The sequence below is a fragment of the Pedobacter sp. GW822-FHT03F06 genome, assembly GCF_058801365.1.
This window is the reverse complement of record NZ_JBXANE010000007.1, coordinates 151,944-176,030: the sequence shown is the minus strand read 5'-3', so window position 1 is coordinate 176,030 and position 24,087 is coordinate 151,944. Positions and strand designations below refer to the sequence as shown.

General features: G+C 41.9%; 24 protein-coding genes, 1 tRNA gene and 1 pseudogene. 5 read left to right on the top strand and 21 right to left on the bottom strand.

Annotated features, from left to right (window positions below; all coding sequences use genetic code 11):
- Positions 1-166: 166 nt before the first annotated feature.
- From AC1RJ8_RS14060 to AC1RJ8_RS14050, 3 genes are all read right to left on the bottom strand, one after another.
- Complete coding sequence (locus tag AC1RJ8_RS14060) at positions 167-1,378, bottom strand: bifunctional 3,4-dihydroxy-2-butanone-4-phosphate synthase/GTP cyclohydrolase II (RefSeq protein WP_086544752.1); 1,212 nt, start codon at positions 1,376-1,378, stop codon at positions 167-169.
- Positions 1,379-1,517: 139 nt separating this feature from the next.
- Positions 1,518-2,873, bottom strand: coding sequence for an LptF/LptG family permease (locus tag AC1RJ8_RS14055; RefSeq protein WP_492954489.1), 1,356 nt, complete (start codon positions 2,871-2,873; stop codon positions 1,518-1,520).
- 99 nt (positions 2,874-2,972) lie between these two features.
- A complete protein-coding gene (locus AC1RJ8_RS14050; protein WP_029278206.1) occupies positions 2,973-3,353 on the bottom strand; it encodes an START-like domain-containing protein in 381 nt (126 codons plus the stop codon).
- A 1,075-nt stretch (positions 3,354-4,428) separates the two neighbouring features.
- On the opposite strand from AC1RJ8_RS14050, the gene AC1RJ8_RS14045 reads away from it, so the two are divergent.
- Positions 4,429-4,502, top strand: a tRNA-Met gene (locus AC1RJ8_RS14045).
- Positions 4,503-5,190: 688 nt separating this feature from the next.
- Here AC1RJ8_RS14045 and AC1RJ8_RS14040 read toward each other — a convergent pair.
- A pseudogene (locus AC1RJ8_RS14040) lies at positions 5,191-5,311 on the bottom strand (transposase); the annotation flags it as partial.
- A 251-nt stretch (positions 5,312-5,562) separates the two neighbouring features.
- Between AC1RJ8_RS14040 and AC1RJ8_RS14035 the strand changes: the two are divergent.
- Positions 5,563-6,333: a hypothetical protein gene (locus tag AC1RJ8_RS14035; protein ID WP_492954362.1), complete on the top strand. Its 771-nt coding sequence runs from the start codon at positions 5,563-5,565 to the stop codon at positions 6,331-6,333.
- A complete protein-coding gene (locus AC1RJ8_RS14030; protein ID WP_492954361.1) occupies positions 6,314-7,162 on the top strand; it encodes a DUF892 family protein in 849 nt (282 codons plus the stop codon). The genes AC1RJ8_RS14035 and AC1RJ8_RS14030 overlap by 20 nt, the downstream gene beginning before the upstream one ends.
- A gap of 612 nt (positions 7,163-7,774) precedes the next feature.
- Here AC1RJ8_RS14030 and AC1RJ8_RS14025 read toward each other — a convergent pair.
- The 13 genes from AC1RJ8_RS14025 to AC1RJ8_RS13965 form a co-directional block, all read right to left on the bottom strand.
- Complete coding sequence (locus AC1RJ8_RS14025) at positions 7,775-8,647, bottom strand: restriction endonuclease (RefSeq protein ID WP_492954360.1); 873 nt, start codon at positions 8,645-8,647, stop codon at positions 7,775-7,777.
- A 499-nt stretch (positions 8,648-9,146) separates the two neighbouring features.
- The gene (locus tag AC1RJ8_RS14020) at positions 9,147-9,488 is read right to left on the bottom strand and encodes a hypothetical protein (RefSeq protein ID WP_492954359.1); all 342 of its coding nucleotides are present in this window, start codon (positions 9,486-9,488) and stop codon (positions 9,147-9,149) included.
- Between the two features lie 31 nt (positions 9,489-9,519).
- Positions 9,520-10,284 carry a Qat anti-phage system TatD family nuclease QatD gene (qatD, locus tag AC1RJ8_RS14015; RefSeq protein ID WP_492954358.1) on the bottom strand — a complete coding sequence of 255 codons (765 nt, stop codon included), beginning with the start codon at positions 10,282-10,284 and terminating at the stop codon, positions 9,520-9,522.
- Positions 10,281-11,621 carry a Qat anti-phage system QueC-like protein QatC gene (gene qatC, locus AC1RJ8_RS14010; RefSeq protein WP_492954357.1) on the bottom strand — a complete coding sequence of 447 codons (1,341 nt, stop codon included), beginning with the start codon at positions 11,619-11,621 and terminating at the stop codon, positions 10,281-10,283. The genes qatD and qatC overlap by 4 nt, the downstream gene beginning before the upstream one ends.
- Before the next feature lie 4 nt (positions 11,622-11,625).
- Positions 11,626-12,486 carry a Qat anti-phage system associated protein QatB gene (locus tag AC1RJ8_RS14005; protein WP_492954356.1) on the bottom strand — a complete coding sequence of 287 codons (861 nt, stop codon included), beginning with the start codon at positions 12,484-12,486 and terminating at the stop codon, positions 11,626-11,628.
- 3 nt (positions 12,487-12,489) lie between these two features.
- Complete coding sequence (gene qatA / locus AC1RJ8_RS14000) at positions 12,490-14,319, bottom strand: Qat anti-phage system ATPase QatA (RefSeq protein ID WP_492954355.1); 1,830 nt, start codon at positions 14,317-14,319, stop codon at positions 12,490-12,492.
- Positions 14,320-14,996: 677 nt separating this feature from the next.
- A complete protein-coding gene (locus tag AC1RJ8_RS13995; RefSeq protein ID WP_492954354.1) occupies positions 14,997-15,674 on the bottom strand; it encodes a transposase family protein in 678 nt (225 codons plus the stop codon).
- Positions 15,675-15,974: 300 nt separating this feature from the next.
- Positions 15,975-16,853, bottom strand: coding sequence for a reverse transcriptase family protein (locus AC1RJ8_RS13990; protein ID WP_492954353.1), 879 nt, complete (start codon positions 16,851-16,853; stop codon positions 15,975-15,977).
- 15 nt (positions 16,854-16,868) lie between these two features.
- Positions 16,869-17,153 carry a helix-turn-helix domain-containing protein gene (locus tag AC1RJ8_RS13985; protein WP_492954352.1) on the bottom strand — a complete coding sequence of 95 codons (285 nt, stop codon included), beginning with the start codon at positions 17,151-17,153 and terminating at the stop codon, positions 16,869-16,871.
- 34 nt (positions 17,154-17,187) lie between these two features.
- Positions 17,188-17,469, bottom strand: a complete 282-nt coding sequence (locus AC1RJ8_RS13980; RefSeq protein WP_492954351.1) for a hypothetical protein — start codon at positions 17,467-17,469, stop codon at positions 17,188-17,190.
- Positions 17,470-18,334: 865 nt separating this feature from the next.
- Positions 18,335-19,465, bottom strand: a complete 1,131-nt coding sequence (locus AC1RJ8_RS13975) for a Gfo/Idh/MocA family protein (protein ID WP_492954350.1) — start codon at positions 19,463-19,465, stop codon at positions 18,335-18,337.
- 25 nt (positions 19,466-19,490) lie between these two features.
- Positions 19,491-20,489 carry a hypothetical protein gene (locus AC1RJ8_RS13970; protein WP_492954349.1) on the bottom strand — a complete coding sequence of 333 codons (999 nt, stop codon included), beginning with the start codon at positions 20,487-20,489 and terminating at the stop codon, positions 19,491-19,493.
- Positions 20,490-20,602: 113 nt separating this feature from the next.
- Positions 20,603-20,926: a nuclear transport factor 2 family protein gene (locus tag AC1RJ8_RS13965; RefSeq protein WP_138820248.1), complete on the bottom strand. Its 324-nt coding sequence runs from the start codon at positions 20,924-20,926 to the stop codon at positions 20,603-20,605.
- A 123-nt stretch (positions 20,927-21,049) separates the two neighbouring features.
- On the opposite strand from AC1RJ8_RS13965, the gene AC1RJ8_RS13960 reads away from it, so the two are divergent.
- Positions 21,050-21,319 (top strand): winged helix-turn-helix transcriptional regulator, encoded by a 270-nt coding sequence (locus AC1RJ8_RS13960; RefSeq protein ID WP_492954348.1) that lies wholly within the window; start codon positions 21,050-21,052, stop codon positions 21,317-21,319.
- A gap of 73 nt (positions 21,320-21,392) precedes the next feature.
- On the opposite strand, the gene AC1RJ8_RS13955 is transcribed toward AC1RJ8_RS13960, so the two are convergent.
- Together AC1RJ8_RS13955 and AC1RJ8_RS13950 are read right to left on the bottom strand one after the other, a co-directional pair.
- Positions 21,393-22,280: a pirin family protein gene (locus tag AC1RJ8_RS13955; protein ID WP_492954347.1), complete on the bottom strand. Its 888-nt coding sequence runs from the start codon at positions 22,278-22,280 to the stop codon at positions 21,393-21,395.
- The gene (locus AC1RJ8_RS13950; RefSeq protein WP_492954346.1) at positions 22,277-22,663 is read right to left on the bottom strand and encodes a DoxX family protein; all 387 of its coding nucleotides are present in this window, start codon (positions 22,661-22,663) and stop codon (positions 22,277-22,279) included. Before AC1RJ8_RS13950 ends, AC1RJ8_RS13955 begins: the two co-directional genes overlap by 4 nt.
- Before the next feature lie 96 nt (positions 22,664-22,759).
- On the opposite strand from AC1RJ8_RS13950, the gene AC1RJ8_RS13945 reads away from it, so the two are divergent.
- Positions 22,760-23,107: a winged helix-turn-helix transcriptional regulator gene (locus tag AC1RJ8_RS13945; protein ID WP_138820243.1), complete on the top strand. Its 348-nt coding sequence runs from the start codon at positions 22,760-22,762 to the stop codon at positions 23,105-23,107.
- 27 nt (positions 23,108-23,134) lie between these two features.
- Here AC1RJ8_RS13945 and AC1RJ8_RS13940 read toward each other — a convergent pair whose 3' ends face one another.
- On the bottom strand, positions 23,135-23,338 hold the full coding sequence (locus AC1RJ8_RS13940; RefSeq protein WP_492954488.1) for an SDR family oxidoreductase: 204 nt from the start codon (positions 23,336-23,338) through the stop codon (positions 23,135-23,137).
- 103 nt (positions 23,339-23,441) lie between these two features.
- Positions 23,442-23,912 carry an SDR family NAD(P)-dependent oxidoreductase gene (locus AC1RJ8_RS13935; RefSeq protein WP_492954345.1) on the bottom strand — a complete coding sequence of 157 codons (471 nt, stop codon included), beginning with the start codon at positions 23,910-23,912 and terminating at the stop codon, positions 23,442-23,444.
- Between the last annotated feature and the right edge of the window lie 175 nt (positions 23,913-24,087).

Sequence of the window (24,087 nt, the reverse complement as noted above, 5' to 3'; positions counted from 1 at the left end):
AGATCCTGAAACAAGTTCATGCGGACGAACGCCCAGGGAATGACGCCCGATTTTGAACTAAACAAAAAAACCAACAATCGAACACCTGTTCAACTGTTGGTCTTATATACGTTTTCAATTAACAATTTTCAGTTCGCACAATCCAAACTGTCAACTGCCAACTGAATTATCCTTTCATAATCGAATGGCCCATTTTATCTCTTTTGGTGGTTAAATAACGCTCGTTATGTACATTACTTGCAATTTCGATCGGGATGTTTTCCACCACTTCTAAGCCATAACCAATTAAACCTGCTCTTTTGGTTGGGTTATTACTCATTAAACGCATTTTAGTCACCCCTTCCGATCGCAGAATCTGTGCGCCTACACCATAGTCGCGTTCATCGCCTTTAAAGCCTAATTTAATGTTCGCTTCTACCGTATCGAAACCGGCATCCTGTAAGTTGTACGAACGTAATTTATTGATCAGCCCAATACCTCTACCCTCCTGGTTCATGTATACCACTATACCTTTACCTTCTTTTTCGATCATTTCCAATGCTTTGTGCAACTGCGGACCGCAATCGCAACGGCAAGACCCAAAGATATCGCCCGTTACACAAGAGCTGTGTACACGTGCTAAAATCGGTTCGTTGGCATTCCATTCGCCTTTAGAAATTGCTAAATGGGTGGCATTGTTATCTAACTGCGTATAAGCTGTCATTTTAAAATCACCCCAAGCGGTAGGTAAATCGATGCTCACCTCTTGTTTAATCAAACTATCTATGGTTAAACGGTAAGCGATTAAATCTTCGATTGATATAATTTTTAACTGGTGCTGTTCGGCAATTTTAAACAAATCAGGAAGTCTGGCCATTTCGCCATCTTCTTTTAAAATCTCTACCAATAAACCTGCAGGTTTCATGCCCGCTAAACGCGCTAAATCTACCGCAGCCTCTGTATGACCAGCACGACGGATTACGCCGCCATCTTTGGCAATTAAAGGGAAAATATGTCCTGGTCTGCCCAGCTCTTCTGGGTTGGTTTTAGGGTTAACCAGGGCCAGCATGGTTTTAGAACGGTCGCTTGCAGAGATCCCTGTGGTACAACCGTGTCCAACCAGATCTACGGAAACCGTAAAATTAGTTTCGTAAGCGGCTGTATTTTTACCCACCATCAGGTTCAGGTTTAACTCTTTACAACGTTCTTCTGTTAGGGGCGCACAGATTAAACCACGGCCGTAAGTAGCCATAAAATTGATGATCTCTGGCGTTGCATTTTCGGCTGCCGTTAAAAAATCACCCTCGTTCTCTCTATTCTCATCGTCTACAACAATAATCACTTTACCAGCTTTTATATCTGCGATGGCCTCTTCTATTGTGTTTAATTTTGTTTGCATTTTATAAACATTATGGGGCAAATGGTGTGTAAAGCGTATTAAAATCAGTTTTTACCACAAACAATAACCCGTACAAATGTACAACCTTATTGAGCAATATTTGGATTAAAATATCATCTGTAAGTAAAGGAAAAGACGCCTATTTTTTCTTCTTTTTAAACAGCTGAACGAAGAGCTGTTTGTAATAATTTACATCAAACAGGGCCGAGTCTACGGTAGCTTTATAGGTTAAAAAGGCGGCCAGCGGCGATAAAACAATTACGGCAATCCACATCCCGAATATCGGGTTTAAATTACCTTCGCGTGCCGATTTTTCGGCCACTGTGGTAATAATGTGGTATACCAGGAAGAAACAAATGGCTACCACTACAGGTAAACCCATGCCTCCTTTTCTGATAATGGCCCCCAATGGAGCACCTATGAAAAACAACAGGATGCAAGATGCAGCCAGGGTAAATTTACGCTGGTATTCTACTGTGGTAAAAATAATCTCCCCGGTTAAATCGGTTTGGCGCGGGGCCCAGTTGGGTACGTGCTGCATAATATTCGCCACCGTATTGGTTGCATTATCGAGCGCCAGTTTCCGCGATCCGTTCGGGATACTCTTCAGTATTACATCATCGATCGCTTTCGGCACGGCTTTTACTTTGGTATAACCTTTAGTTACATTAAACTGCTTAAAGTTGCTGGTGAGGTTGGCAATGGTCCGCATTTGCAGCGTATCCAATTGTTTGGTCAGCGAGTCGCGCTTTTTCACGATCCCTTTCAGGTTTAACATGGGCGTACTGTTTCCGAAAGCATTCGGATCGGTGGTATTACCATCAAAAGACGACATATCGAAACGCGGTGAGGTTTCTTTAAAACGGTTCCGTGTAAAAATCTGCCTTGGGTTGTACATCCCATTTTTTGAAGATTGCTCTTCATACTGCACACCATTTTTAAGGTAAAGCACCAAAAACTTACCATCGGAGGTTTTATTCATTTTACCCTCTCTGGCCAGAATTACTTTCGGAATCCCGTTATTTTCACGGTGATCGTAAATCATGATATTGTGCAGCGTACCATCTTCCTCTTTCGAATCGACACGGATGGCATAACCCGGAATGGCATTATTAAAAACCCCTGGTTTGATTAAAAATGAAAGTTTTTTGTTCCTGATATCGTACAGTAGCGAGCCAAATTTGAGGTTGGCTTTAGGCAGCATGTAGTTGGCAAAAAAGAAGGAGGCTATGGTGAGCATCAAAATCACCACAAACAGGGGGCGCATGGCTTTCTGTAAAGAAATTCCTGCCGATTTAATCGCCACCAGCTCATAATTTTCGCCCAGTGTACCAAAAGTCATGATAGAAGAAAGCAGTACCGATAGTGGCAGCGCCATCGATACATTGGCGGCCGAGGCATAATACATCAGCTCCAGAATGGTATACCATTCGAAACCTTTTCCAATTAAATCATCAATCCATTTAAACAGAAAAAACATCAATAGAATAAACATCATAACAAAAAATGTTGCTATGAATGGCTTCACAAATGCTTTTATTAATAGAAGATGTATTTTTTTCACCTTACAAAGGTAAACAATACGAAGATAATATTACGCACCCAAAACGCTAATCAGATAATCGATCTGGTTATCCCAGATTAATTTTTTCTCTGCAAGAAGCTCATCGGTCGTAAAATCAGTAATCGAGAGGGCAACATCATTGGTTAGTTCGTCCTGTACAATTTCCATCTCAAAATAACATTGAGGTTCATCATCCAGCCACTTAAATTTAACGAGTTTATTTTCTTTAATGGAAACCAGTTTTGCTTTTTGCTGCTCATCGTCCCAGGTAAAAGTATATACCTGATCGCGGAAATTCACATCGTCCGCAAACCATTGCGATAAGCCGTTTGGTTCACTTATAAAACTATACAATATTCTTGGTGACGATCTAACTTCGTACTCTAGTGTAAATTTTTTCTTTTCTGCCATGTTAGTACACTACCAGGATAATTTCCGGACTATTTTTTAATATTATTTTTCTAAAGAAAGGTAATTTATTCTATATCTGCAACAATATAATTTTTATTGGTTCCAGGTGCATCAGTTCATTGGTCATTGGTTCATTAGTCAGTAGTCATTCCCCTCGTTAATTCATGCCAGAGGGCTATTTTGATGACGAACGCAGGGTGGTATTTGATTAATCGGCTCCTAATTTCTGCTCAACATCTGCATTACTAACCAATAAAAAATCTGATGTTTATATAAACCTGATATGATTAAGAAAAAGATGCCAAGTAGCTGACCACTTTGCGGGGAGTGAAGAATACCACTAAACCTGTTATAAAAAGCGGGCGTACTGGCCTTTCACCATATAAGGAATTTTAGTCCATTTAAGTTTTCGATTGAACTGATATGAACCTGATCTGTCTTATATGGTTAAGAAAGGCAGATAATTGTTGAAATTATTTCAATATAGAACAGGCAAAATGTTGTTTACCTTTCTCTACCCCCTTGTTTACCTTTCTCTACCTATTCTTTACCCTTTGTTTACCTTTTATTTACCCTTTCTGTACACCAAGTTAACCCCAGGGTTACCCCACGGTTACCTTTTCTTTACCCTGGCGTTACCTAATTTATTACCTAAAAGGTAAAGAATTTGCGAATATCCGCTATAGATAAGGTTACCTTAGGGATAACTTGGTAGCACCAAGGGGTAATCAATCTTTTGAAACCATTAATTTTATCAGTACAAATGGCTAGTTGAAATATCCCCCGCACCTACCGTAAGCGATAAACTTGATCATATACTAAGATCAGAAATGCGGTTAATTCTGCGGTATCTGCCAAAATGCTGCGTTTTGTTGTGTTGTTAATTTCTAAAAACAGGGCTTCCCTAAAGGACTAAATGACCATTATAGCCTCTAAAAACAATCAAATTTACTGAGCAATAAGGCTTTATAGTATTTTTCAAATTTCTTTTTAATAGAATGTATATTTATTCTATATTTGCAGCTCTTAAAAATAACCACATCGATATTTACGTTATGTAGTAAATATTAAGCCCGGCGGGGTAGCTCAGATGGTTAGAGCGCAGGATTCATAACCCTGAGGTCGGCAGTTCGATCCTGCTCCCCGCTACTGATTAAAAGCTCATCGAAAGATGGGCTTTTTTTGTTTAAAGCCATTTCATTTATCTAAGCCGAGTCGGAGACTCTTTTTTATTGGCTAATCCGTAGGGGATAGCGGAACCTAGTTAGGCCTTTAACTACTAGGATGCTAATTTTGCTCGAAACTTAGATAACCTCCGACTTTGAAAAGGTTTTTAATACTAGCTTTATAGATTATAGGGTGACTAAAAAGCATTTTCATTTTTTAGCTTTCTTCTCATGCACTAGGAATATCTTATTTATCGATATAAATCTCGCATATTCGTAGTGCTCAAACACGTCCTCCCTTTAGAATACATTACACTTTAGATTTTACAGAATTTTTGGATGATTTATTAGTGTTTTAAGTATTTCCGAGTTCCGAGGAAATACTCGACCTCAAGGGCGCAAGATTTTTTTGTGTATACAAAAATACATCTCGCAAAACACCCGAGTGGTTAAAGTATTCCTGCGGGTAACTCTAATTTGTGATATGCGATTTTTGCTGGGGATTGGGCAATTTATTAGATTCGCCTGGAAAACCATTATCATTGACCCCTTATCAGCATTTTCAAAGTACAAGTTAGTAACCTCAGCATAAGTAATAAAGCGGGGATCAATTAAACTTGACAAACAGGGTGCGTATTTCGGCAAAAGCGGTTCTTCCCTAATTTTGGTGGTCAATCCGGTGCTAATAGCAGTCTTTTTCTGAGTAAATCGAAGCTTGCCCTTCCATACATCTGACGTTTAATAGTCTTAAGTTTGTTAATTGCCTTCGACTGGACCATTGCTCCAATGTAGATTGATAGTATTTTCAATAGACTGAAGATCCGACAACAACCTTGTGGCGAAACTTTTCAACTCTCCAATAACCGAACGGTTAGCTTCTGCAATCCATGCATTCAATTCATTGCCCGTTTTAGTTTCAATCAGTCCCCGGAATGCCGTGCATTACCTTTCTACAAAGGCCTTAAAAAATAAGGTTAATCCTGTGGAGATTATTTTATAGTCATGTTTTTAGATTATCGTTATAAGGTGTAATTTAGCTTTCAATGTCCAAATTCGCATCTTTAAAACAAATAGCTCACCTCACAACCGAAGACGAACTTGTTTCTCTTGAAAAGCTCGGATACGAACTCAATCTTGGGACGAAGGATGCTGCTGATTTTGTGAATATCCATTTTCCCAATCTTGACCTTCTAAACTGGTATACAAAAATCGAGGAGCTTTTCAAAGGAAAAGCCACCCCTCCTGTTAACCGATCCATTGAGTTTTCAGAATTGAAAGGAAATCCAACTATCAGGATTTCATTCCTTGATGATAAATTTGATTCAACAACTGAAGGGCTTTTTTTGATCAGGGACCTGACCAAAAACGGCGAAAAGATACAGGTAGAACATACAGCATTCCGTCTTCCTGGTACCGCCCGGGGCCAGGGATTATCAAAAAAAATAATTGCTGTGAGTGTCCAGCAATACATCAATATGGGCATTGACCATATTAGGGTCTCGCCCGGCCTGACACACGGAGGACTGGTATGGGCCAAATATGATTTTAGGGCGACTGATAAAAATGGTATTACCCGTATCTTGCAAGAGGCTTATGAACTATTGGGAGATGGTATGGAATTTGATATGGTCAAAGCAGTCTATGACCGTTATTACCAGCTTAATCCCAATGGTGAAAGATTTCCGGTTATCAGATGGACAGAATTTGATTTTATGGAAGAAATCCTCATGGGATCGGAATGGGAAGGAATTTTGGATTTTAAAAATGAAGAACAATTGACTAACTTTATGCAATATGTTGACCAGGAACAATAACTTCAGGGAAGAAGCCTATGCAGGAGATGAACTGCATTCCAATGATCGCAAGAAATTGGAACGCAGGTGCATGCTTATTGAGCAAACCGTTCAAGATGGTACATTTACGCTACAACAGGCCTTAATAGCATACAAAATCAGCATTGAGGATTATAAAAAATATAGACTCGAAAAGACAGAGGAAGAAATAGAATTTGAGTTTGAAATTAAGAATACCAATATCCAAGGTTCCTTTTCAAATGAAACCCGTATTTCCAACCATCACCGATATAAATACCCTGAGAACTTAGATATTGACATTCACAGCGAGCGAAACCTTCACTGGCACGTACATTCTTTTGATGAGATCAAAAACTATCTTACAGAATCACTTTGTGACGTGCTGTGGACAGAAAAGTACTTATGTAAGGAATTACCCAAATTAACAGATTTGGTGAGCGATCCGGTTTCCCATATTTTTGAGAGGAGCATCTCTTCAAGAAAAAAAAATATCATTGTCCTGGAAGAAGTATTCAAAGCTTTTGGACTGCGGGTAAGTGCTAAAAAATCAGCCTCATTCCCTAGTTTCCTGGAGGATGCAAAAAAGAGGATTCTAACCGTTGGGCGCGATGATCCAAGTAATGAAATAAACACCGTTACTGCAGTCCGCCGATTTTATCATTATAACATCACCACCTACGAATCTCTAATTGGAATTGCAGATGGATTGGGAAAAGACGATGCGGTAAATCTCCTTCTGCAACCCCTTAATACGGAGAAGAGTAATGACCAAGAGCTCCAAGGATTATCGGGAAGTGCGGCTTCAAGCCAATATGCGCTTTGCCCATAATACGTGGATAAACTTGGAATATCTTATAAAAGAAGAGGTCAATATTTGACATATTGGCCTCTTCCTTTTACAATGCCTCCCCCTCCTGGTACATTGGCGATACCATTTAAACCTGATTGGCGCGGGCACGAAGCGCAGCGTAGAAAAGCAGAGAGCAGGGCTGCTTTCCTTTACCGGCACCACTATTCCTTTCCTAGCTAAAAAACAAACCTATCCAAGCTCCAAACAAGAATACACCATGCATCCGACATTCTAATTGCAGACAACTGGAAACACCTACTCTAACTAATAGAGCTGAAAATCGATCTGCCTGTCCCTGGATCGTTCCGCAGAAAAGATTGGTACCACTGGCTTTTTATTTTCAGTAGTAATCTATATTTTAGGCCATGGAAATCAGGGAGTCAAGTCAATATGTAAAAGCAAGGGCCGTATTATTGGCAGAATATTTTACCCGGCGAAACCTATGGATTTCTTCACAAGGGCAAATTGTACGATGAGATTGTAGAACTGCCAACAAAGGAATTTGATATATATGAGCACCATTAACGATATTGTGATAAGTCACGAACTCATCACATAGCATACTCATTTCAAGATATCAAACACGTAAACTTAGAAAGTTAGAGGCAAATTATACATCATCCCGCTTTTGGACAAAGTCGTGCGACGGTTCTCAAAGATTTCGTTCATGATAAGCCATACATGATCGACGATCTGGAACGTTTTTTTGGAACTGGAATCTTTCCTGGTCAGATAACCGGTAATCTTGATTTCCCTAATGACCAATTCTTCCCCATTATTGTTCCAGGTCAATCTTCCCCCAAAAGGCGTATATGAATTTCTGGTCATTCTCATTAAAACATCGTACTGTTCCAGATCATTAAGGAACTCAAAAAGACAGGTTTTAAAATACACTTCCTTACCATCCGCATTGAACATGGTTACCTTGTACATCCCCATTATCTCTTTCTGGTCGGTTATTGTTTTCGTCCCAAGATCTATTTCCGTGATTATTGGACGAGTAAGCGTTGCATCGATATTGATATCCAGAATCCCGACATCGATGACGCGTTGCTCTTTTAAATCTTCTTCCCCTGCTTCCCTCAATTCGATAAGTTTCATGCCTTTGTGTGCAGCATAGTTCATGGTACTCTTTGTATAACCAGCTTTGCACACAATGATACCGCTGTTAATGCCCGCATCTTCCATCACTGAGTGCAGTTTCATTACGATTTCTTTAGTAACCTTCTTTTTAACGAATTTGCATTCGATCGCTGTCTGAAGTTTCTGATCACCTGTAACCTGCTCTGTCAGTACATCGACCTGATGCTTCTCCCCTGATTTTCCGGTGACCCAGAAGTTTCTCCCATATCCTTTGATCTTTATGCCGGATTTAGCGCCCAGGTTTTCGAAAATATATTTGGTGATTGCTTCATATTCCTTCCAATCGAGTTCGTTTGTTTTTGTCATGACGAAGAATTTCATTATTAAATAATGAAGATTGTGTTTTAAACTTAAAAAACAAAATCAGGGATCATAAATTAATTACTTAAAAGGGCTTATTAATTTTTATCTCGGTTACTATGTTAACCTGAATAGAATTCTTTTCCAGTCCCACAGTAAAAACCGGTGTACGTTGACCCCATCTCACCAAAAACGTCCGATCGACAACCTACTGGTTTACAGTAAATTTCCCCAACACATAAAATTGGCGGAACGGGGTCAATCAAATTGGTTTACGCATAGAACTAACAGGTCACCCTAGGTGGCGGGAAAATCTACACGAGGTCAAGATGTTAATTTTAGAGAATCATATGGCTGCCCGGAGAATAGGATTTCTGGATTTCTTCCAGCCGCTTTATGAGAACGATCGCCTCAAGACAGGGCTACTCAAAGGATCACTTTCCAGCATTGGTATCTTTACGAGGGTTATCATACCACTATACCATGCACATCTTGTCGGGGACAAGTTTGCTATAGGCCACTAGGTAAAGCAACATTCTCCGCTGATATCAAAAGACAATCTTTCGCTCGCCATCGAACAATTAACGCAGCTGGAATTAGCTGATAAGGCGGTAGAAGCTTGCGTGAAATATGCACAAAGCCGGTTTTTACCTTTCTTCTCACGCGTATTCAAGGCAATATCGTAAATATCGAATAAAAGTTGCTCAACATACTTGGCAAGCCTGTTTTCTAGGGTAACATAGGTAAAATAATAGGCCTCCACTGTTAAATGTTTTAGTATTTTAATGATAGGCAAGCCAGCTGAAAATGTAACCTTTACTACAATCATTTTCTTAGATGATAAGAACAGTAGATTCGTCATTACCTAGCAATTGAAATATTTGTTGAACGGATTAATGCGTGACTTCAGTTTCAGCAGTTAAAAGTGACTTGAAATTGTTATAAATTTTTCGCCTCATATCCTGAACGCTCTGACCATATATAAGTGCAAGTCCATACAATGTGCTTTCCAATGACTTTTGTCTATTATCAATCAAGCGATCAAAGGTAAAGGGCGCATCGGTTTCGGTCAGAACCCTGCCGATCGGGATTTCCTTGATCAGCGCCACAGATTTTCTGCTTTTGATCATTTTATGGTTTACCGAAAAGTAGTAACCAAGACTAATGGCATCTTTCATCGTTTGAGCGCTTCCTGTATACCAATGCAGAATTACTTTGTTTGCAGTCTTGGATAGGTAGTGGCGGAGCAAACTTACGGTTTGCTCCGCAGCATTACGGCTGTGCACCGTTAAAATCTTATCTTGAAACTTGGCCACTTCTTCTAAAACTGACTGGAAGTTACTCAACTGGGCAGCAAAACTAACCTGAAAGTCAGTTGAGCCATCTAGCCCTATCTCTCCAACAAATCTGGAGTTTGCAATCAATTCCTTCATGTTGGAAACGTATCTATGTTGGCTGGCGAGTTCGGGGTGAAGGCCCAAAGCCACGCGAATATTTTTTGCAGCGCTAAACAAGTTCAAATTAGCCCCGTAAAAAGCAGGACTATTGGTTACAGTAATGGTTTTTATTCCCATCAGGTCTTCCTCCCTTGCCAATTTTTGAATTCCTTTCAAGAGATCAAGGTGGCAATGTGCATCAACTAGGGGCGGATTAATCATAATACGATACTGTTCAACAGATTTTCCACCTCGGCAAGTCCGCGTTTGTATATGGCAACATAATCATCAACATTTTTTCCAAGCGGACCGGTGGTACGAATAAGACCTTTTATATATTCCGGATTCTGATTGCTCTTTTCTATCATATATTTAAAGGCTACAATATTATCCTTTTTTGTCGGGGTATCCAATTGTGCACGGTCAAAAATATCGGTACGGTAATTTTTCACCTCCGTTTTTCCCGCTGCCTTGAACGAAGCAAGCCTGATAATACAGGGTACACAGGTACCGCAGTGGCCATTGCCCAAACTCTGAAAGCGGCCTGATGGGTGGCTGCAGGACATCGTGCTGGTTTTCTCCACCAAAGCGGAATCTGCACACTCCCGCAGCATCTCTCCCTTTGTTTTAAACTGGTAAGGATTTTTCAGCTGAACACCAAGCCTCAAGTTATCCAATAGGGACTGCATCATTTCCAGATAGTGCGGGTGGGTAGTGCGCGTACTGTGAGAACCGGTCCGCATTGGAGTAAGCGGAAGGTTAAGACTGATCAATCCATTTTCGGGTATAATCAGTTTCGAAGGCGAACCTGGGTTCAGGGCTGAGGCACAAATTGATCCGAGGGTCAAAAACAAAAATGATCGCCCTCGTTCCGTTTTCTCTTCCTGACCGAAAAGATCTTTTTTTGGTATCCTTACGAAAGCATAAAGCCTGTTGAAAACAGCTGTCGGGAATGCAGCCTTCAGTGCATCTTCACAGAACTTCTGATTTGGGGAGACATCCGAAGATTTTGCATGGCCGAGAAATAGCGGCTGTATACCTTTCGATAACAAATTGATAGCACCAATAAAACTGTCCATCCCCCCCGAAAACAAGCAGACCGTATCGGTCTGATAGGGCATCCCGAATTTTTTTAGCTTGGTTTTAGGGGCTATTCCCGACATACCCGTTCTGGTCCTGAACGTTATATTCCAGATATCACCAGTAAGGAATCCGAAGATTTTTTTTAGCAGCGGGATTTGTTCTTTCCACTTAACGACATCGCTCACCGGGATAAAAAGGTCGATTTGCCGGGTCCAGCTGTCGTCTGCGGTCTTAAGGCGATCGATCCTAGTATCTGCACCATACATTGAGCAGGCAATGATCAGCATATCCATAGCAAGTTCGTTGGGCTCAAGCTTGAGCCGCTTCATGCCCATGAAGAGCTTATTGAGCTTTACTTCATCTCTGCTCCCGCTATCAAGGAGTTTAAGATCTGCTACAACCTGATAATCAGCCAAATTAATTACAGCACCGCTATCGCTGGCACCAAGTTTTATGTTCAACGCAAATTTTGCCATTTTTTCAATTTTCTAAGGTTCCAGCAATGCAGTCAAATGCAATCCTGTAGATATTTTCAATTTTCTTCTCCAACCCATCTTTATTGCCTCTATGCGTCGCAATGATTTCAGGCATAATGTCGACCCTGACCAAACCGCTGACAATTTGATAAATGCTTTCTTCAATGTCAATAATTTCAGCACTGGGCTTATCTTTTCTAAAGAGCATCTGCCCGATATCGCATATCACCCTTGTTGCAATTGTTTCCTCAATAAATATCGCGGTCATCACTTCTATATTCTCGTTGTTCAGCCTGTCTAGGTCAATATTTTCCTCTGAAACGATGCGAACAATAGTTTGGGCGTATGCAAGTTTATTGATACTGTCATCCTGTATGTTGGCATAGTCATTTTCCTCATTAAAAATTACGTCTGTTAAGGCCCCCAAGATTTCCAGCAAAGGCTTGTCTTTGTATTCGGACAAGTTAAGGAAGTCTAAAGCACCATCAAGGCCCTCGCGGATGGTGTCCATGACATTGACGAAACCGGAGACTCTGGCTGCTGCAGGACGCATTCGCTTAGAGAAAGTACCTGAACCTCCGCCACCTTTATTCACATAGCTGCGAAAAGCATCATGTATAGCACCTCGGTTACCAGCTGAATGATCTCGAACGAAACTGGCAAACCTGTTTCTGGCTTCTGCAAATCGGTTCTCTGGCTTTTCAGGTTCCGGAGGCGTTGGTGGCACCTCAGGCGGTTGGGGATCTCCGGGTTCAGCAGGCTGATCTGGTTCTGGTAATGGTGTAGGATCATTTTGATCGGGTATCCAGTCCGGTATAAGTGGTGTGGCCGGTCTCGGTCCTGTTCCTTGTTTTGAAGTTCCCATATCTTATTTATTTGTTAAATATTGTGAAGCCAGTGTTTTTAACGCACCTGTACCCTGATCCCTCAAGGCTACCAAAAGTTCATTGAATCGTTCTTTGGCCTCAGCAGTAATAAAGTGGGATTCCGATATCGCCCATGCACCCAAACTCGTCGCTGGTCTGGTTATAAGAAAGTCCACCAGTTTAATCTCAAGAGTCGGAAAGACTTTGATAAGTCGATATAATCCCTTCATTTCATTGGGCTGTGAAGTCATCTTTTCAAGCTTTCGGCAATTTTCAATAAGTTTTTCAAATATGATATTAGCCTCATTCTGGCCCACTTGCTTCAGTTCCCTTTCCGCAGCGTTTAATTCCATTATCGAACTCGAACTCAGTTGTTTTAGTAACGAGATGACAGTTGTGGATAGCAGATTCTCTTTATCGAAAGAAATGGCTTTTTCTTTCGATATAAAGATGTATGGCCTGAGGTCTTCCTCTTTTAAGCTGGGCTCGAGTTTATTCCAGGCGACCATAGCGTTGTTAAGTTCACTATCATCCGGGTCTGCATCTTCAAATTGAGTGGCTTCTGGATATCTGCCATCATCCGATACAGCTACCTGGTTTACGAGTTCCTGGTACCGCTCGCTGTCAAAAATCTCCAAAAGCATTAGTTTGGCGAGCACATCAAGCCTGATCAAAGCTTTTAGGCCATGGATTTCTCCGATTTTCATCCTTAGAAAAAGGGAATTTAGAAAACGTTTGGTATTACGTGGATTGCCCTTCAAGCCTGTAGACAGAACTGGATACAAGGTATCACCAACGAGCAATGTTTTCCGGAGCTCCTCTGAACTACCTCCGAACGCTTCTTTTACAATTTCGTAGGTGAGCTCCACGCTCTCATAGGGCAAAGTCTTTTTCGATTCAAATACGCCGTATATCCTTTCCATTTCTTCCATATTATTGCTCAAATGATTTTGTAGCATAAGGAATTTTATAAAATTACCGGTTTGGAGTTTATTCATCAGCGGTACCCGTATCGGGATCTGAATCAGTTTCTCCAGGTAGTTACGGGTGTAATCTTTATAGTCTGACGGAAGGTTAGGGAAATGGTCCCGAACCGCATACTCGATCATCCGCTCATCTGCAGATATAACGAAAACCGTTCCTTCGACGAAAAGGAATAGTCTAATGGCCTCCAGAATTTCAATGACGGCTTTTGGCAGACATCGGTCCAGGTCATCAACCAGTACAATCAACTGCTCTATTTTTGAAGTTTCAATGAGGTCCTTGAATTCTTTTCGAAAAGCGTGAATTTGACTGGGCACTGTTTGGGCTTCTTCCTCCTTTAACCAATCGCCTTCGTCTGCTTTCACCTCTGCTGCGACACCTATTTTCTCGCCAACGCCTTTGACAAATTTGACCGCTTCTCCAACCATCCCGGGATGGGGAATACCAGTCATTCCCGTCCAGAGTACACCGGCTGAGACTTTTGCTACTTTGAGCCAGTTGATGCGTTTGAGCAAGGATTTTGCCAAATCCATGATCTTTTTATCGTCTGGTTGCAATTTGGCCAAATCAGTAACGATTGTTTCCATCAGTGCCGATTTGGTATCCTCATAGCCTTGAAACAACCAGCCGTTAAACATTATGGTGTGGACCTTTTTACGCTCTTCGGGTTCAAGGTTGGCAACTTTTTTTTGAAGCAAGGCGAGTATAGATGATTTCCCTACACCCCAATCACCGTAGACACCAATGGTGAGCGGTCTTAGGTGATTGTCTTTTACGATTTCATGTATGGTTTCTGCTATTTTATCATAGCCCAGGAAATCTACATCTGTTTCTTTGTCATTCCACATGATTATTTCTTGTTAAATGGAGTGGTCATTAGGATTATTATTTATAAGATATATTGACAAACTAAATGATTTGAATGGTTCTAATTTTACGGTATCCCGTATTTTTGAAAAAAAACTGGAAAGAGGTAAGTAAATTAAAACCCCACGGGTTAATCAATTAGACTAAGCCACTTTACAACCTCTTGTACTAAAGGGATTCATTTGCTAAATATACTTGCGACAATGCAGGTTATCAGAATCGATCAAACATTTACCTATTTTCGTAATATTGAGTCGAGTTGGCCATGGATTTGGCCAAGAAATAAGTTTTAATCTTTGGAGTTGAGAGGCGTACATTATTTTTGATTTGATTAATTCCTTAAATATTGAAAAAAAATTATATAAAAACAAGTAAAATTTGTCGTTTTATACTGTTATTTTAAGCCCTCCCTCCTGATGTCCTGCCAACTTCGTCTGGCAGGACGAACATTTACGAAAAAAAATTCATGGTCTGAGTGCTTACTGCCGCTGTTACCCTGAAAAGGTGCTGGCTAGTATATTTATCTGACTTGCTATGCTGTTGATTTGATTGTTGGCGCAACTTTCTACTTTTCCAATGAGCAATAACCTCGCTTAACTCCTGAATAAAAATCTGGTAGTTAATCATGGCATTATAATCTCCTTTTTTAAAGAAAATCCTATAGCCTGGGGAGCCCCCTTTGTGGCTGCCCGCATATATTTGCCGTAACGGCCCTTGTAACTACCTCTATCGCAGGTTGCCCTTGCAGCCAACTGGTCAATGTTTTTTCCTCCCGGTCTGGCAGCAGATCGATTACTTTCCCGGTATCCAAGTTTACCAGGATGCTACCATATCTATCCCGCTTTTTATATGCCCAGTCATCTACCCCTACAGCTTTAAGCTGCCCTAACGGGGGAAGGGGAGTTTTATGGATCAATCTTAGTAAAGTAGAATCACTTACAGGCATGGATAATGTATTACAAATGCGTTCAGCGGGTCTCCCACCCATTTCCAGGGCGGCGGCTAACAATTTCTCATCCAATTTTTTTGTCCATCGCTTACATGGTTCGAAATGGTCATCAAAGCGTTCTGTGAATATCTTTCTTTTACATTCAGTTTTAAGATAATGGTATTTTCTGGACTGCAGGTATATATTACATGATTTCCCAAATGTAGGCAGGTCACGGAACTTTCTTAAATAATAGCTATGAAGCTTCTTTGACGGACTTAGGCAATCTGGACAACGGCAGATCCTTTGCCTGCTCTGTACATAGATATTGACAAAGTCGACCTGGTTATCTACTGATACAACTTTAAATGGATCAATTGGTGAGAAAATCAGTTTGGTAAGATTCATTATTTCTTAACGAATAATAACCAGACTTATCATGGAAAACCACCAAAAGTGGGGAAGAACCACTATTGCCGAAACCCCCACTTTACTGCTTTAGATCAATATGCAAATGCAGCAAAGAACTTTGTTTTCCCGAGAAATGTGCGGCGGGATCCGGAAGGAAACGTGATCGCATTTGAATTCTAACGTGCAACTGTAAATAACCGACGATCATTCAAAACGGGAAACCATTTTTTCCCGGATGTGATAAAAGTGACTGAACATGAACAGTCAACGAATAAGATAATAAGGTAAACTCCGGACTCAGGTCTTCTTTGAAAGAATCCCCTGCTTAATTTTCGCCGATTTTATTTTACTGATTTTTCGAACCCGCTCATAATAATTGATCGTTCCTTTCGCTTTTGGCGTACTTTTATCTTCAAATTCATCAATCTTTTTCTTGTAACTTTCCGCTAAATAGAGGCCATTGTTTTTCACAATAATATTGGTCACCTTAGGCTGGTAGGTGTTGTAGAAGGTCTTGTCATGACTGATCTTAAAACCTTTGGACTGGATGAGTACGATAAAGTCATTGACCAAAAATTGAAAATCTGTTTTCGAAGAAATGGTGATATCGTCCACAAAGGTGGTTAAGGTGAGCGCATGCACCTCACATAAAGCCTGTAGCGCACTGCCGGCTTTTATGAAAACCAGATTGGCGATATATGGAGATGTTGGCGTTCCCTGTGGCAACATTCCCTTGTAAGTGGTCAGTTTGGTTAAAATTCTGGCGACCGTAGGAGAAATATTCCGGCTGACTAACATCTCAAAAACCTGTGTATTTCTAATACCCGGATAAAAATTGCGCAGATCCGTGTTGAAGAAATATTTGTTGCCCTGGTGCATTTTTGCATTGAGAATATTGTCCCTTTTAGCAATACCGCCAAAAGCATATGCAGGCAGTTTTATGGTTTTTAGAATGTTTTTATAGATTCTTTCCTGAACGGTCTTTAAGAGGTTGATGCTGGGATATAGATCTCGGGTACGGGGCTTTCCGTTTTTGTCTATCAGCTGTTCCCCTGTTTTTTTATTCAGCTTGGGATTGCTTTTAAGGTAATAGTATTTGTCTATATTTTCAGTCAGGTGCCTTAATTCCGACTGCGAAATGCCCAATAGCTGTAGTAATTTCGGTATATCCAACATAGCTTTAACGGGTAGCTAAAAAAAAGATTCAATCATTCCCTTAATGGACGGAAGGATAATCTGAAAGGCCTCTTTCTTTTTGGGATCAATATCTTCCTCATCCAGTGACAGGAAAAAAAGCACGGGGAGCGGTACCCCCAGTCCATCCGCAATGGTTTTGAATACCGAGATTGCAGGCTCTTTCTGGTTGCTTTCTATTTTCGATAGATAAGCCTGCGTAAGCTGGCATTTATCGGCAAAATCGGTTTGTTTAAAACCCTTCTGTATTCTTATTTTCTTGATGGTACTTCCTATATTCATTACAAATGAGTTTGATAAAAGTAGGAGTGTCAGATTAAAACAGGTCTTTAATGTGTTCATAAATAGAGAAAATACGAATTAGGATTTCCACTACTTTAACGGATTCTGTGACGCGGCCCTGCAAGTCTGGCTTGAGGTTCGAATCTTGGAGTCTGTTAACACAGTCTTTTAAAAGAACTTGTTCTTCGTCTGAAAACGAACAACGGTAATTTGAAAGGATAATCTCTATACCTTGTATAAGATCATCATTGCTTTTAAAGCTTTGCTTTTGCATAATATTAGATTTAATTGAGGCATCATTGCCTGCTTCTCCCAATTATGCTGTAATTAAATCCACAAACGTTGTTCGTTATATTCACTCCTACAGAATCCTGCTTCAATTATCAAAAAAACAGAGTTGAGTATTAAAAGTTACAGCGGTTTAACGCGATAAGATTTTAGTCAAACAGTCGGTCAACATTCCAGTCGTCAGAGTCGATCCGTTTCGTTTCGTTCTACTTCATTCAAAACACTCCGTTCTTCGCGCTGAGCTAGACAGAGAGGGGTTGAGTCCGAGAGTTGTCACCACCCAAAAAACCTAATAGGCTGTGTATTGCTACACTTTACGATTTGGATTAATTACATTCACTTTAAAAAGCATTTCAAAGAACTATGATACAATTATAGGTATTATTCCTGACAGAACAAAATTTATTTTAAAAAATATTTCTACAGAACTGTAAAAAAGAATTTACTAATATTAATAGCGAGTAAAAAACCGTAATGTGTATATTTAGTTGAGAGCTTGCAAAGGCATTATTGTTCCAGCAAGCATCTGTCGAAAAAGACCTCGTCAAGTTCTCGAATCTAGCATTGGCTAATAATTTCAGTTCGAAAATTGTCTAGTGACCATCCTTTTAAGTTTTGATATAGTTTGCAACTTTCGCTAATTCCTGCAAATCAGCCAAGAAAAAATTCGAAATCTGTCCAGTAACGGCTACCAAAACGGCAAAAAGCCTTGAAAGTCGAACCTTTTCTTTGAAAGGAGCTCAATTTCAAGGCTTTTTCTTTTTATGAAATTTTCTTATGAAAAGAAAAAAACAGACATAAACCTGTTATTCATTGAAAATAAGGCAATTAAGAGTTCGATCCTGCTTGAGTTAACCCAACCTGCAACATTGGCTCATATATATGATTATTAATTAAGGTTCGACTTTTTTATCACTATTACTCCTCACCCACGCTTCTTTTTTCTCTTGCGACGATTTCTCGATACGGTCAACCAATTCATGAAGCGCAACACCATCTTCGAAATCCGGCGTTTTTCTTGAACCCGTACGGATATCTTCAGCGATCAAGGCATACAGCTGGCCAACATTCCGGGCGCCTGAAAAAGACGGCCATCCGCTGTAAACACTGGCAGGCGGGGTAAGTGTTTTCAATTTTTTTTCTTCTCCTCTCGCGCCTTTAATAGCCAGCTGAACAATTTGGCCATGACCATTTTCGCCGGTTACCTGCAAGTCACCGTCTGTACCGTTAATCTCCCATAGTAAGTTAGTTCCCCTTGTTATGCCACCACGATAATGCACAGATAAGGCAGCACCGCTTTTGAGTGTACCATGTATCAATATCTGATCCTGGGTATTTTTAGGCTTTAACGCTCCTGTATCGGTCAACCTGACCTGGTCAAACTGGGTCAGCATCCGGGCCGACAACTCTTCAATGTTACCCAATACCTCCGTTAGGCCCACCAACGTATGGGCTAAAGGTATGGCTTGCATTGTTGCACCATTAGCCTGATCATGGAGGTAATAAAGATCCGCTTCTGTTTCATTTCCCCAGCTACCACCGGCACCAATCAACGTAGTGGATAATACCTTACCTACATAGCCATCTGCTATAAGCTGCTTCAGGTAGGTCACCTCCGGCGCGTAGCGCATCTGTGTTCCGACTGCAGCGATAACGCCTTTCTGCCTGGCCAACGCTGCCAGTTTCCTGCCTTCCCCTAGTCCGTTTCCCAAAGGCCATTCGCAAAAAACATGTTTGCCGGCATTCAGTGCTGCGCTGACCAGTTCAAAGTGATAGGGGACTTTTACGGTTACCACAACCAGGTCAATCTCGCTTGAGCTAACCAGTGATTGCGCATCCTTAAAGGCAAGGGGAAGATTTAAGGACTGTGCTGTTTTTTTTGAGCTCTCGTAACTTCGGTTGGCTACTCCAATGATCTCGAAGTCATCAGACAATGACCTTAATGCGGGTAAATGGGCTGCTGCTGCCCAGTGGCTGTCGGGATTAAGCCCGATGAATCCTATGCGGATTTTTTGCTTATTCATATGATGGGTGTTGTTAAAACATAAACTATTCAGCCTTTGCGTAAAAATATTGCATAAGGGGAATCCGCCAACTGACAGCGGCAGATTTGATCGGTTCGTAGCTGAAGATCTCTTTGCCCCTATCCTTAATCGTGATCCTGAAAGGCTGTTTAAGTTTTTTGGTAAAATGGGTGATGGTGAGGTATTCCGCCAGGTCTTCGTGCCAGCTGGAGGTAGCGTATAGTGAGACAAAAGGCTTTTTGGCAGCTGATTCATAGATCTCCCTTGCGAGATGTATAGGCAATAGCCTGGCCCCGCCACGAAAGCGGCTGCGCAAGGTGAGGGTGTCAGCGAGGTTTGCATTTAGCGCAGTCCGGTCGGTCCAGATGCCTTGTGTAAAGTTTTTTTTCAGGTCTGCCTCCCTATCAAAAGTTTCCCTGGTTTTATTCATTCCCAGCAGGTCAAGGGAGCCATCTACAACATGGGTCGCCTCGTGCAGGAGTACATAAAGTATTGCGTCAAGCCTGCCTGCATCGATGGAAACCTGCAAATTTGGGTTATCTTTTTCATAATAGCCCATTTCCTTCCAGGTTAGCCACTGGGAGACATCCTGTTTTAAAATCTCGGCCCTAAAAGTGATGGTAAAAACCGGGAATGGGCTCTCCGGGTTCATCGTTGCAGTCAGCGCTGTATTGGGCATGTTGTCCAGAAAACTGATGCCCAACAGGTGGTCCTTCAGGACACGGGCATGTAACGGAGGAAGCATTTTAAAGGCCCTGACCACCTTAACACTGTCGGCTTTGCTAAGTCTGTGGCGTGTCGGGGACATCCCAGCATCCCGGAATTTCTGGATTACTTCGGGCGGTGTATTCCCGATCCTTGCGGTCAGTGGTTTAGATGGATCAAGCCCGTACTTTTTTTGAACAACTGTTTTATACTCACTCAGATCAAGGCTTGTCGATTGCCCCTTGATGATCAGGGGAGAAATGAAAAGTATGCTGAACAGTATCAGTATTGTGGTGCAGGTATTTGTTTTGATTGACATTTGGATTATGGTAAAAAAATAGCAATGCTGCCGGAGAAGAACAATTTCCATTGCTGCATTGCTATGGTTAGGTGATTGGCAATTGTATTCAGGCGGATGCGCTTTAACACCAGCTATCCGGTGATTTTTAGTGATCCGACCAGCCCGTTCTGAAACGTAAAATTAAAGCGCAGGACTGCCGGGCTACCGGGAAATGTTCCCGAAACCTCCGCTTCAAGTACCGAGCCATTTGCGCTATCATTATAACTGATCGGTTTTAGCACGCTCTGATATTCCTGGTTCGACTTTTCTATCCAGTTCTGGATTTCCTGTTTTCCGTTATGTGTCTTTCCTTCGTCGAATACTACTGCATCGTCTGAAAAAAGGGAAGCATAAGCTGCTCCGTCGTGGATGTTCTGCGCTTCCACTAAGTCTGATATTAATTTTGGTAGGTTCATAATATTTATTTTTAAATTAACATATTGATGTACAAATTTCGATAGTACCTGCATAACCTGCAATAAGGGAACTACGATTCAGATAGGGAATAATTTATCCCTATTGATTGGTAGCTCGTCTACATGCGTCCGAGCGAACTGCAACGTAAAATACCAGATGCAAGCCGCCGTGTCATCAACATCCAGCTAAAAGAACTGGAGGAACATGAACTGGTGACCAGGACGATCTACCCGGTAATGCCTCCAAAAGTTGAGTATACACTTACCGATTTCGGCAGAACGCTGATACCTGTACTTGCTGCTATCGGACGCTGGGGAGATGAAAATCAGCAAAGGTTAAAGCGGGCCATACTGAAGGGATATCCGGACTATGATCAATCAATGGAGATTTAAATCGCTATGACATGAGGTTAACCGGCATCGATTATTCCTGGCAGCAGCTAATCAGTCGCTGATTCCATGCCTGTCAGGTAGCCTTTGAATCGATGCGCCCATCTGAATGATATGTAATCTTCTGCTCATCTGACAGGTCGTTCAAATGCGGGAACTGTCCATCTTTAAACTTCCGGTACAGCGGAGCGATTTCTTCCATCGAGTTGGCTACGAAAGGTCCGTGCTGGACAACCGGAACATGATGTGGTTGTCCAGCATACAGCACAAAATGCGTATCCTCATCCGGTGCCTCCAGGGTAAGCCGGCCACTGCCTTTTTCGTTCGTTCTTTCCAGCCAGCCAGCTTGCCCGGAACTGATAATTTTGTCACCCACCTTTACCCGGCCTTGAAGCACATAGACCAGGCCATGATACTGTAATGGAATTTCCTGATTTACCAACGCAAGCTTTTTCAGCCTGAATTCAATCAGGATAAATGGTGTATGGGTTTTCAGGGGAGAGACCAAACCGTTGCTGCTGCCACCGTAAACACGGATTTCATATTCACCGGTCTTAATTGTTGGCACATCTTCGAGTAATATTTTTTGCAAAAAAGGCTGGGCATACCGCTGTTCAGGTGGTAATACCAGCCACACCTGTAAGATGCGCAGTTTTTGCTTTGAAGTGATCTCCTCGGTGTGGACGATTCCCTTTCCAGCCGTCATCAGCTCAAAACTTCCCGTTTTCCATTCCCTGTTATTACCTTCCAGCACCAAAGTAAGGGTCTCAAATCCAGCGTGGGGATGTGCTCCCCCAACTGGCGCTCCGCCGGGCAGGTCCAATATGTCATCCATAAACAGGATAAAAGGATCGCTGTCTTTGTAGCTGACACCACCAAGGACAGCCATCGCCTTATGCCCATTGCCCAAAAATCCATTGTGCCAATGGTTTTCAGTGATTATTGATATGCTTCTGTTTCTCATGGTTGTTCGATATTTTTTGCCGGAAAAATTCTTTGTCCCAGTTCAGGAAAACGCACGATAGCCGTGACCCAAAGCAAAATCTGGACAGAAACTGCCATTGCTATGGGTTGCTGGTGCTGCAGGTGGGTTACAATGGCTCCACCCAGATAAGCCACTAAGAGCATTGTTCCCAGCACCCCTGTTCTTGGAATGATGAAAAGCAGCAGCGAGAGGATTTCGATCACACCGATGAACTGATAAGTTGCAGTATTGACCCCGAACGCAGTGGCCTGTGCCATGGCAGTTTCATTCAGCGTAATTTTCATTATGGCACTCATCGTGAGGAGCAGGCCTAAGATGGCCGTCAAAATCCATCCCGTAACTTTGATTGTTTTCTGTGACATGACTATCAATTGTTGATTAAGCCACAAATTTCCGAACAAATACTATACATTTGTTATCTGTTACAAAAAGGATAGTACTTACAAAAAGAATAGTATATGGCAAATCATACGATCGAAAGTTGTGCAAAAGCCAAAATGGCAATACGCGATACGCTGGACATAGTGGGCGGAAAATGGAAATTAATCTTGATTTCAGTGCTTCAGAGCGGCAAAAAAGGATTCAATGAGTTATCCAGGGAAGCGGCCATATCCCCGCGCATCCTGTCCAAGGAATTGCAGGAAATGGAAATGAACGGATTGGTAAGCCGAAAGGTATGCAACACTAAACCCGTTACTGTCCAGTATGAACTTACGCCTTATAGCCAAACCCTTGATGATGTATTAACAGCGATGGAAAAATGGGGATTCCAGCACAGGAATAAAATCATCCAGGGTATAAAGTAATCACGAACCGGTTACAGGAATGGTGTACTAGGTCGTAGGGATGGTGCCGCCGTCGATTACGAATTCTGTACCCCTTAGATAACCCGCCCTTGGAGAAACAAGGAAGCCAACCATTTCCGCTACCTCTTCCGGCTCGGCGGGTCTGCCATACGGAATCCCGCCCAAAGCATCCATCACGCCCTGGGTAGCCTGTTCAATTGAAATTGCTGCGCTTTGCGATATTCGCTCCATCATTCTCTTGGCACCATCAGTCATGATCCAACCCGGAGATACCGTTATAACACCCTGACACTTTTCGAAGCCACCTCATTGGAAAGCCCCTTGCTGGAGTTGATCAGCCCTGCCTTTGCCGCCGCATAAGGAAGTATACTGTCATATAAAGGCAGCCTCCCTGTATGGATGCGATGTAAACGATCACACCTGTTTTCTGTTGGATCATCTGCGGCAGAAAACCCCTATCCAGTCTGACCGGAGCAAGCAAGTTGGTCTGCAAAGTCTCTTCCCAGTGTTCATCGGTCAAGGCACTAAAGCCACCAGCGGGAGTTTCACTGCCTCCTAAGCTATTCACCAGGATATCAAGTTTGCCGTATTTTGATCGTACTTCAGCCACCACCTTATCCGTTCCTTCTGCCCTGCTCAGATCCGCCGGAATAAAATGAAGATTCTCATCATATATCACAGGCTCGTTCCTTGCCGTAATGATGACCTGAGCTCCGGCAGCCAGTAACCTCTCAGCAATAGCTTTTCCGGTTCCCTTTGTTCCGCCTGTTTTCAGGGCAACCTTTCCTGATAGTTCGTTAGGCATTGTCATCAAACAAACCGGGCAGGCTGGTTCTCTTCATATCCAGAACCTGGTCAGAGGCATCCTTCCTTTACCAGTTGCTGCATTCGTCTATTCACCGATACCTTGCATTTTCTGCTGTCTTTTTCGCGCTTTAGCCAAATGGGTGTATGCCTAAGGCATTTGTAAATAACCTTTG

Coding starts and splice junctions, on each gene's coding strand:
- AC1RJ8_RS14060 (WP_086544752.1), bottom strand. CDS start 1,378: ATGCAAACAAAATTAAACACAATAGAAGAGGCCATCGCAGATATAAAA.
- AC1RJ8_RS14055 (WP_492954489.1), bottom strand. CDS start 2,873: ATGTTTATTCTATTGATGTTTTTTCTGTTTAAATGGATTGATGATTTA.
- AC1RJ8_RS14050 (WP_029278206.1), bottom strand. CDS start 3,353: ATGGCAGAAAAGAAAAAATTTACACTAGAGTACGAAGTTAGATCGTCA.
- AC1RJ8_RS14035 (WP_492954362.1), top strand. CDS start 5,563: ATGTCCAAATTCGCATCTTTAAAACAAATAGCTCACCTCACAACCGAA.
- AC1RJ8_RS14030 (WP_492954361.1), top strand. CDS start 6,314: ATGTTGACCAGGAACAATAACTTCAGGGAAGAAGCCTATGCAGGAGAT.
- AC1RJ8_RS14025 (WP_492954360.1), bottom strand. CDS start 8,647: ATGAAATTCTTCGTCATGACAAAAACAAACGAACTCGATTGGAAGGAA.
- AC1RJ8_RS14020 (WP_492954359.1), bottom strand. CDS start 9,488: ATGACGAATCTACTGTTCTTATCATCTAAGAAAATGATTGTAGTAAAG.
- qatD (WP_492954358.1), bottom strand. CDS start 10,284: ATGATTAATCCGCCCCTAGTTGATGCACATTGCCACCTTGATCTCTTG.
- qatC (WP_492954357.1), bottom strand. CDS start 11,621: ATGGCAAAATTTGCGTTGAACATAAAACTTGGTGCCAGCGATAGCGGT.
- AC1RJ8_RS14005 (WP_492954356.1), bottom strand. CDS start 12,486: ATGGGAACTTCAAAACAAGGAACAGGACCGAGACCGGCCACACCACTT.
- qatA (WP_492954355.1), bottom strand. CDS start 14,319: ATGTGGAATGACAAAGAAACAGATGTAGATTTCCTGGGCTATGATAAA.
- AC1RJ8_RS13995 (WP_492954354.1), bottom strand. CDS start 15,674: ATGAATCTTACCAAACTGATTTTCTCACCAATTGATCCATTTAAAGTT.
- AC1RJ8_RS13990 (WP_492954353.1), bottom strand. CDS start 16,853: ATGTTGGATATACCGAAATTACTACAGCTATTGGGCATTTCGCAGTCG.
- AC1RJ8_RS13985 (WP_492954352.1), bottom strand. CDS start 17,153: ATGAATATAGGAAGTACCATCAAGAAAATAAGAATACAGAAGGGTTTT.
- AC1RJ8_RS13975 (WP_492954350.1), bottom strand. CDS start 19,465: ATGAATAAGCAAAAAATCCGCATAGGATTCATCGGGCTTAATCCCGAC.
- AC1RJ8_RS13970 (WP_492954349.1), bottom strand. CDS start 20,489: ATGTCAATCAAAACAAATACCTGCACCACAATACTGATACTGTTCAGC.
- AC1RJ8_RS13965 (WP_138820248.1), bottom strand. CDS start 20,926: ATGAACCTACCAAAATTAATATCAGACTTAGTGGAAGCGCAGAACATC.
- AC1RJ8_RS13960 (WP_492954348.1), top strand. CDS start 21,050: ATGCGTCCGAGCGAACTGCAACGTAAAATACCAGATGCAAGCCGCCGT.
- AC1RJ8_RS13955 (WP_492954347.1), bottom strand. CDS start 22,280: ATGAGAAACAGAAGCATATCAATAATCACTGAAAACCATTGGCACAAT.
- AC1RJ8_RS13950 (WP_492954346.1), bottom strand. CDS start 22,663: ATGTCACAGAAAACAATCAAAGTTACGGGATGGATTTTGACGGCCATC.
- AC1RJ8_RS13945 (WP_138820243.1), top strand. CDS start 22,760: ATGGCAAATCATACGATCGAAAGTTGTGCAAAAGCCAAAATGGCAATA.
- AC1RJ8_RS13940 (WP_492954488.1), bottom strand. CDS start 23,338: ATGGAGCGAATATCGCAAAGCGCAGCAATTTCAATTGAACAGGCTACC.
- AC1RJ8_RS13935 (WP_492954345.1), bottom strand. CDS start 23,912: ATGCCTAACGAACTATCAGGAAAGGTTGCCCTGAAAACAGGCGGAACA.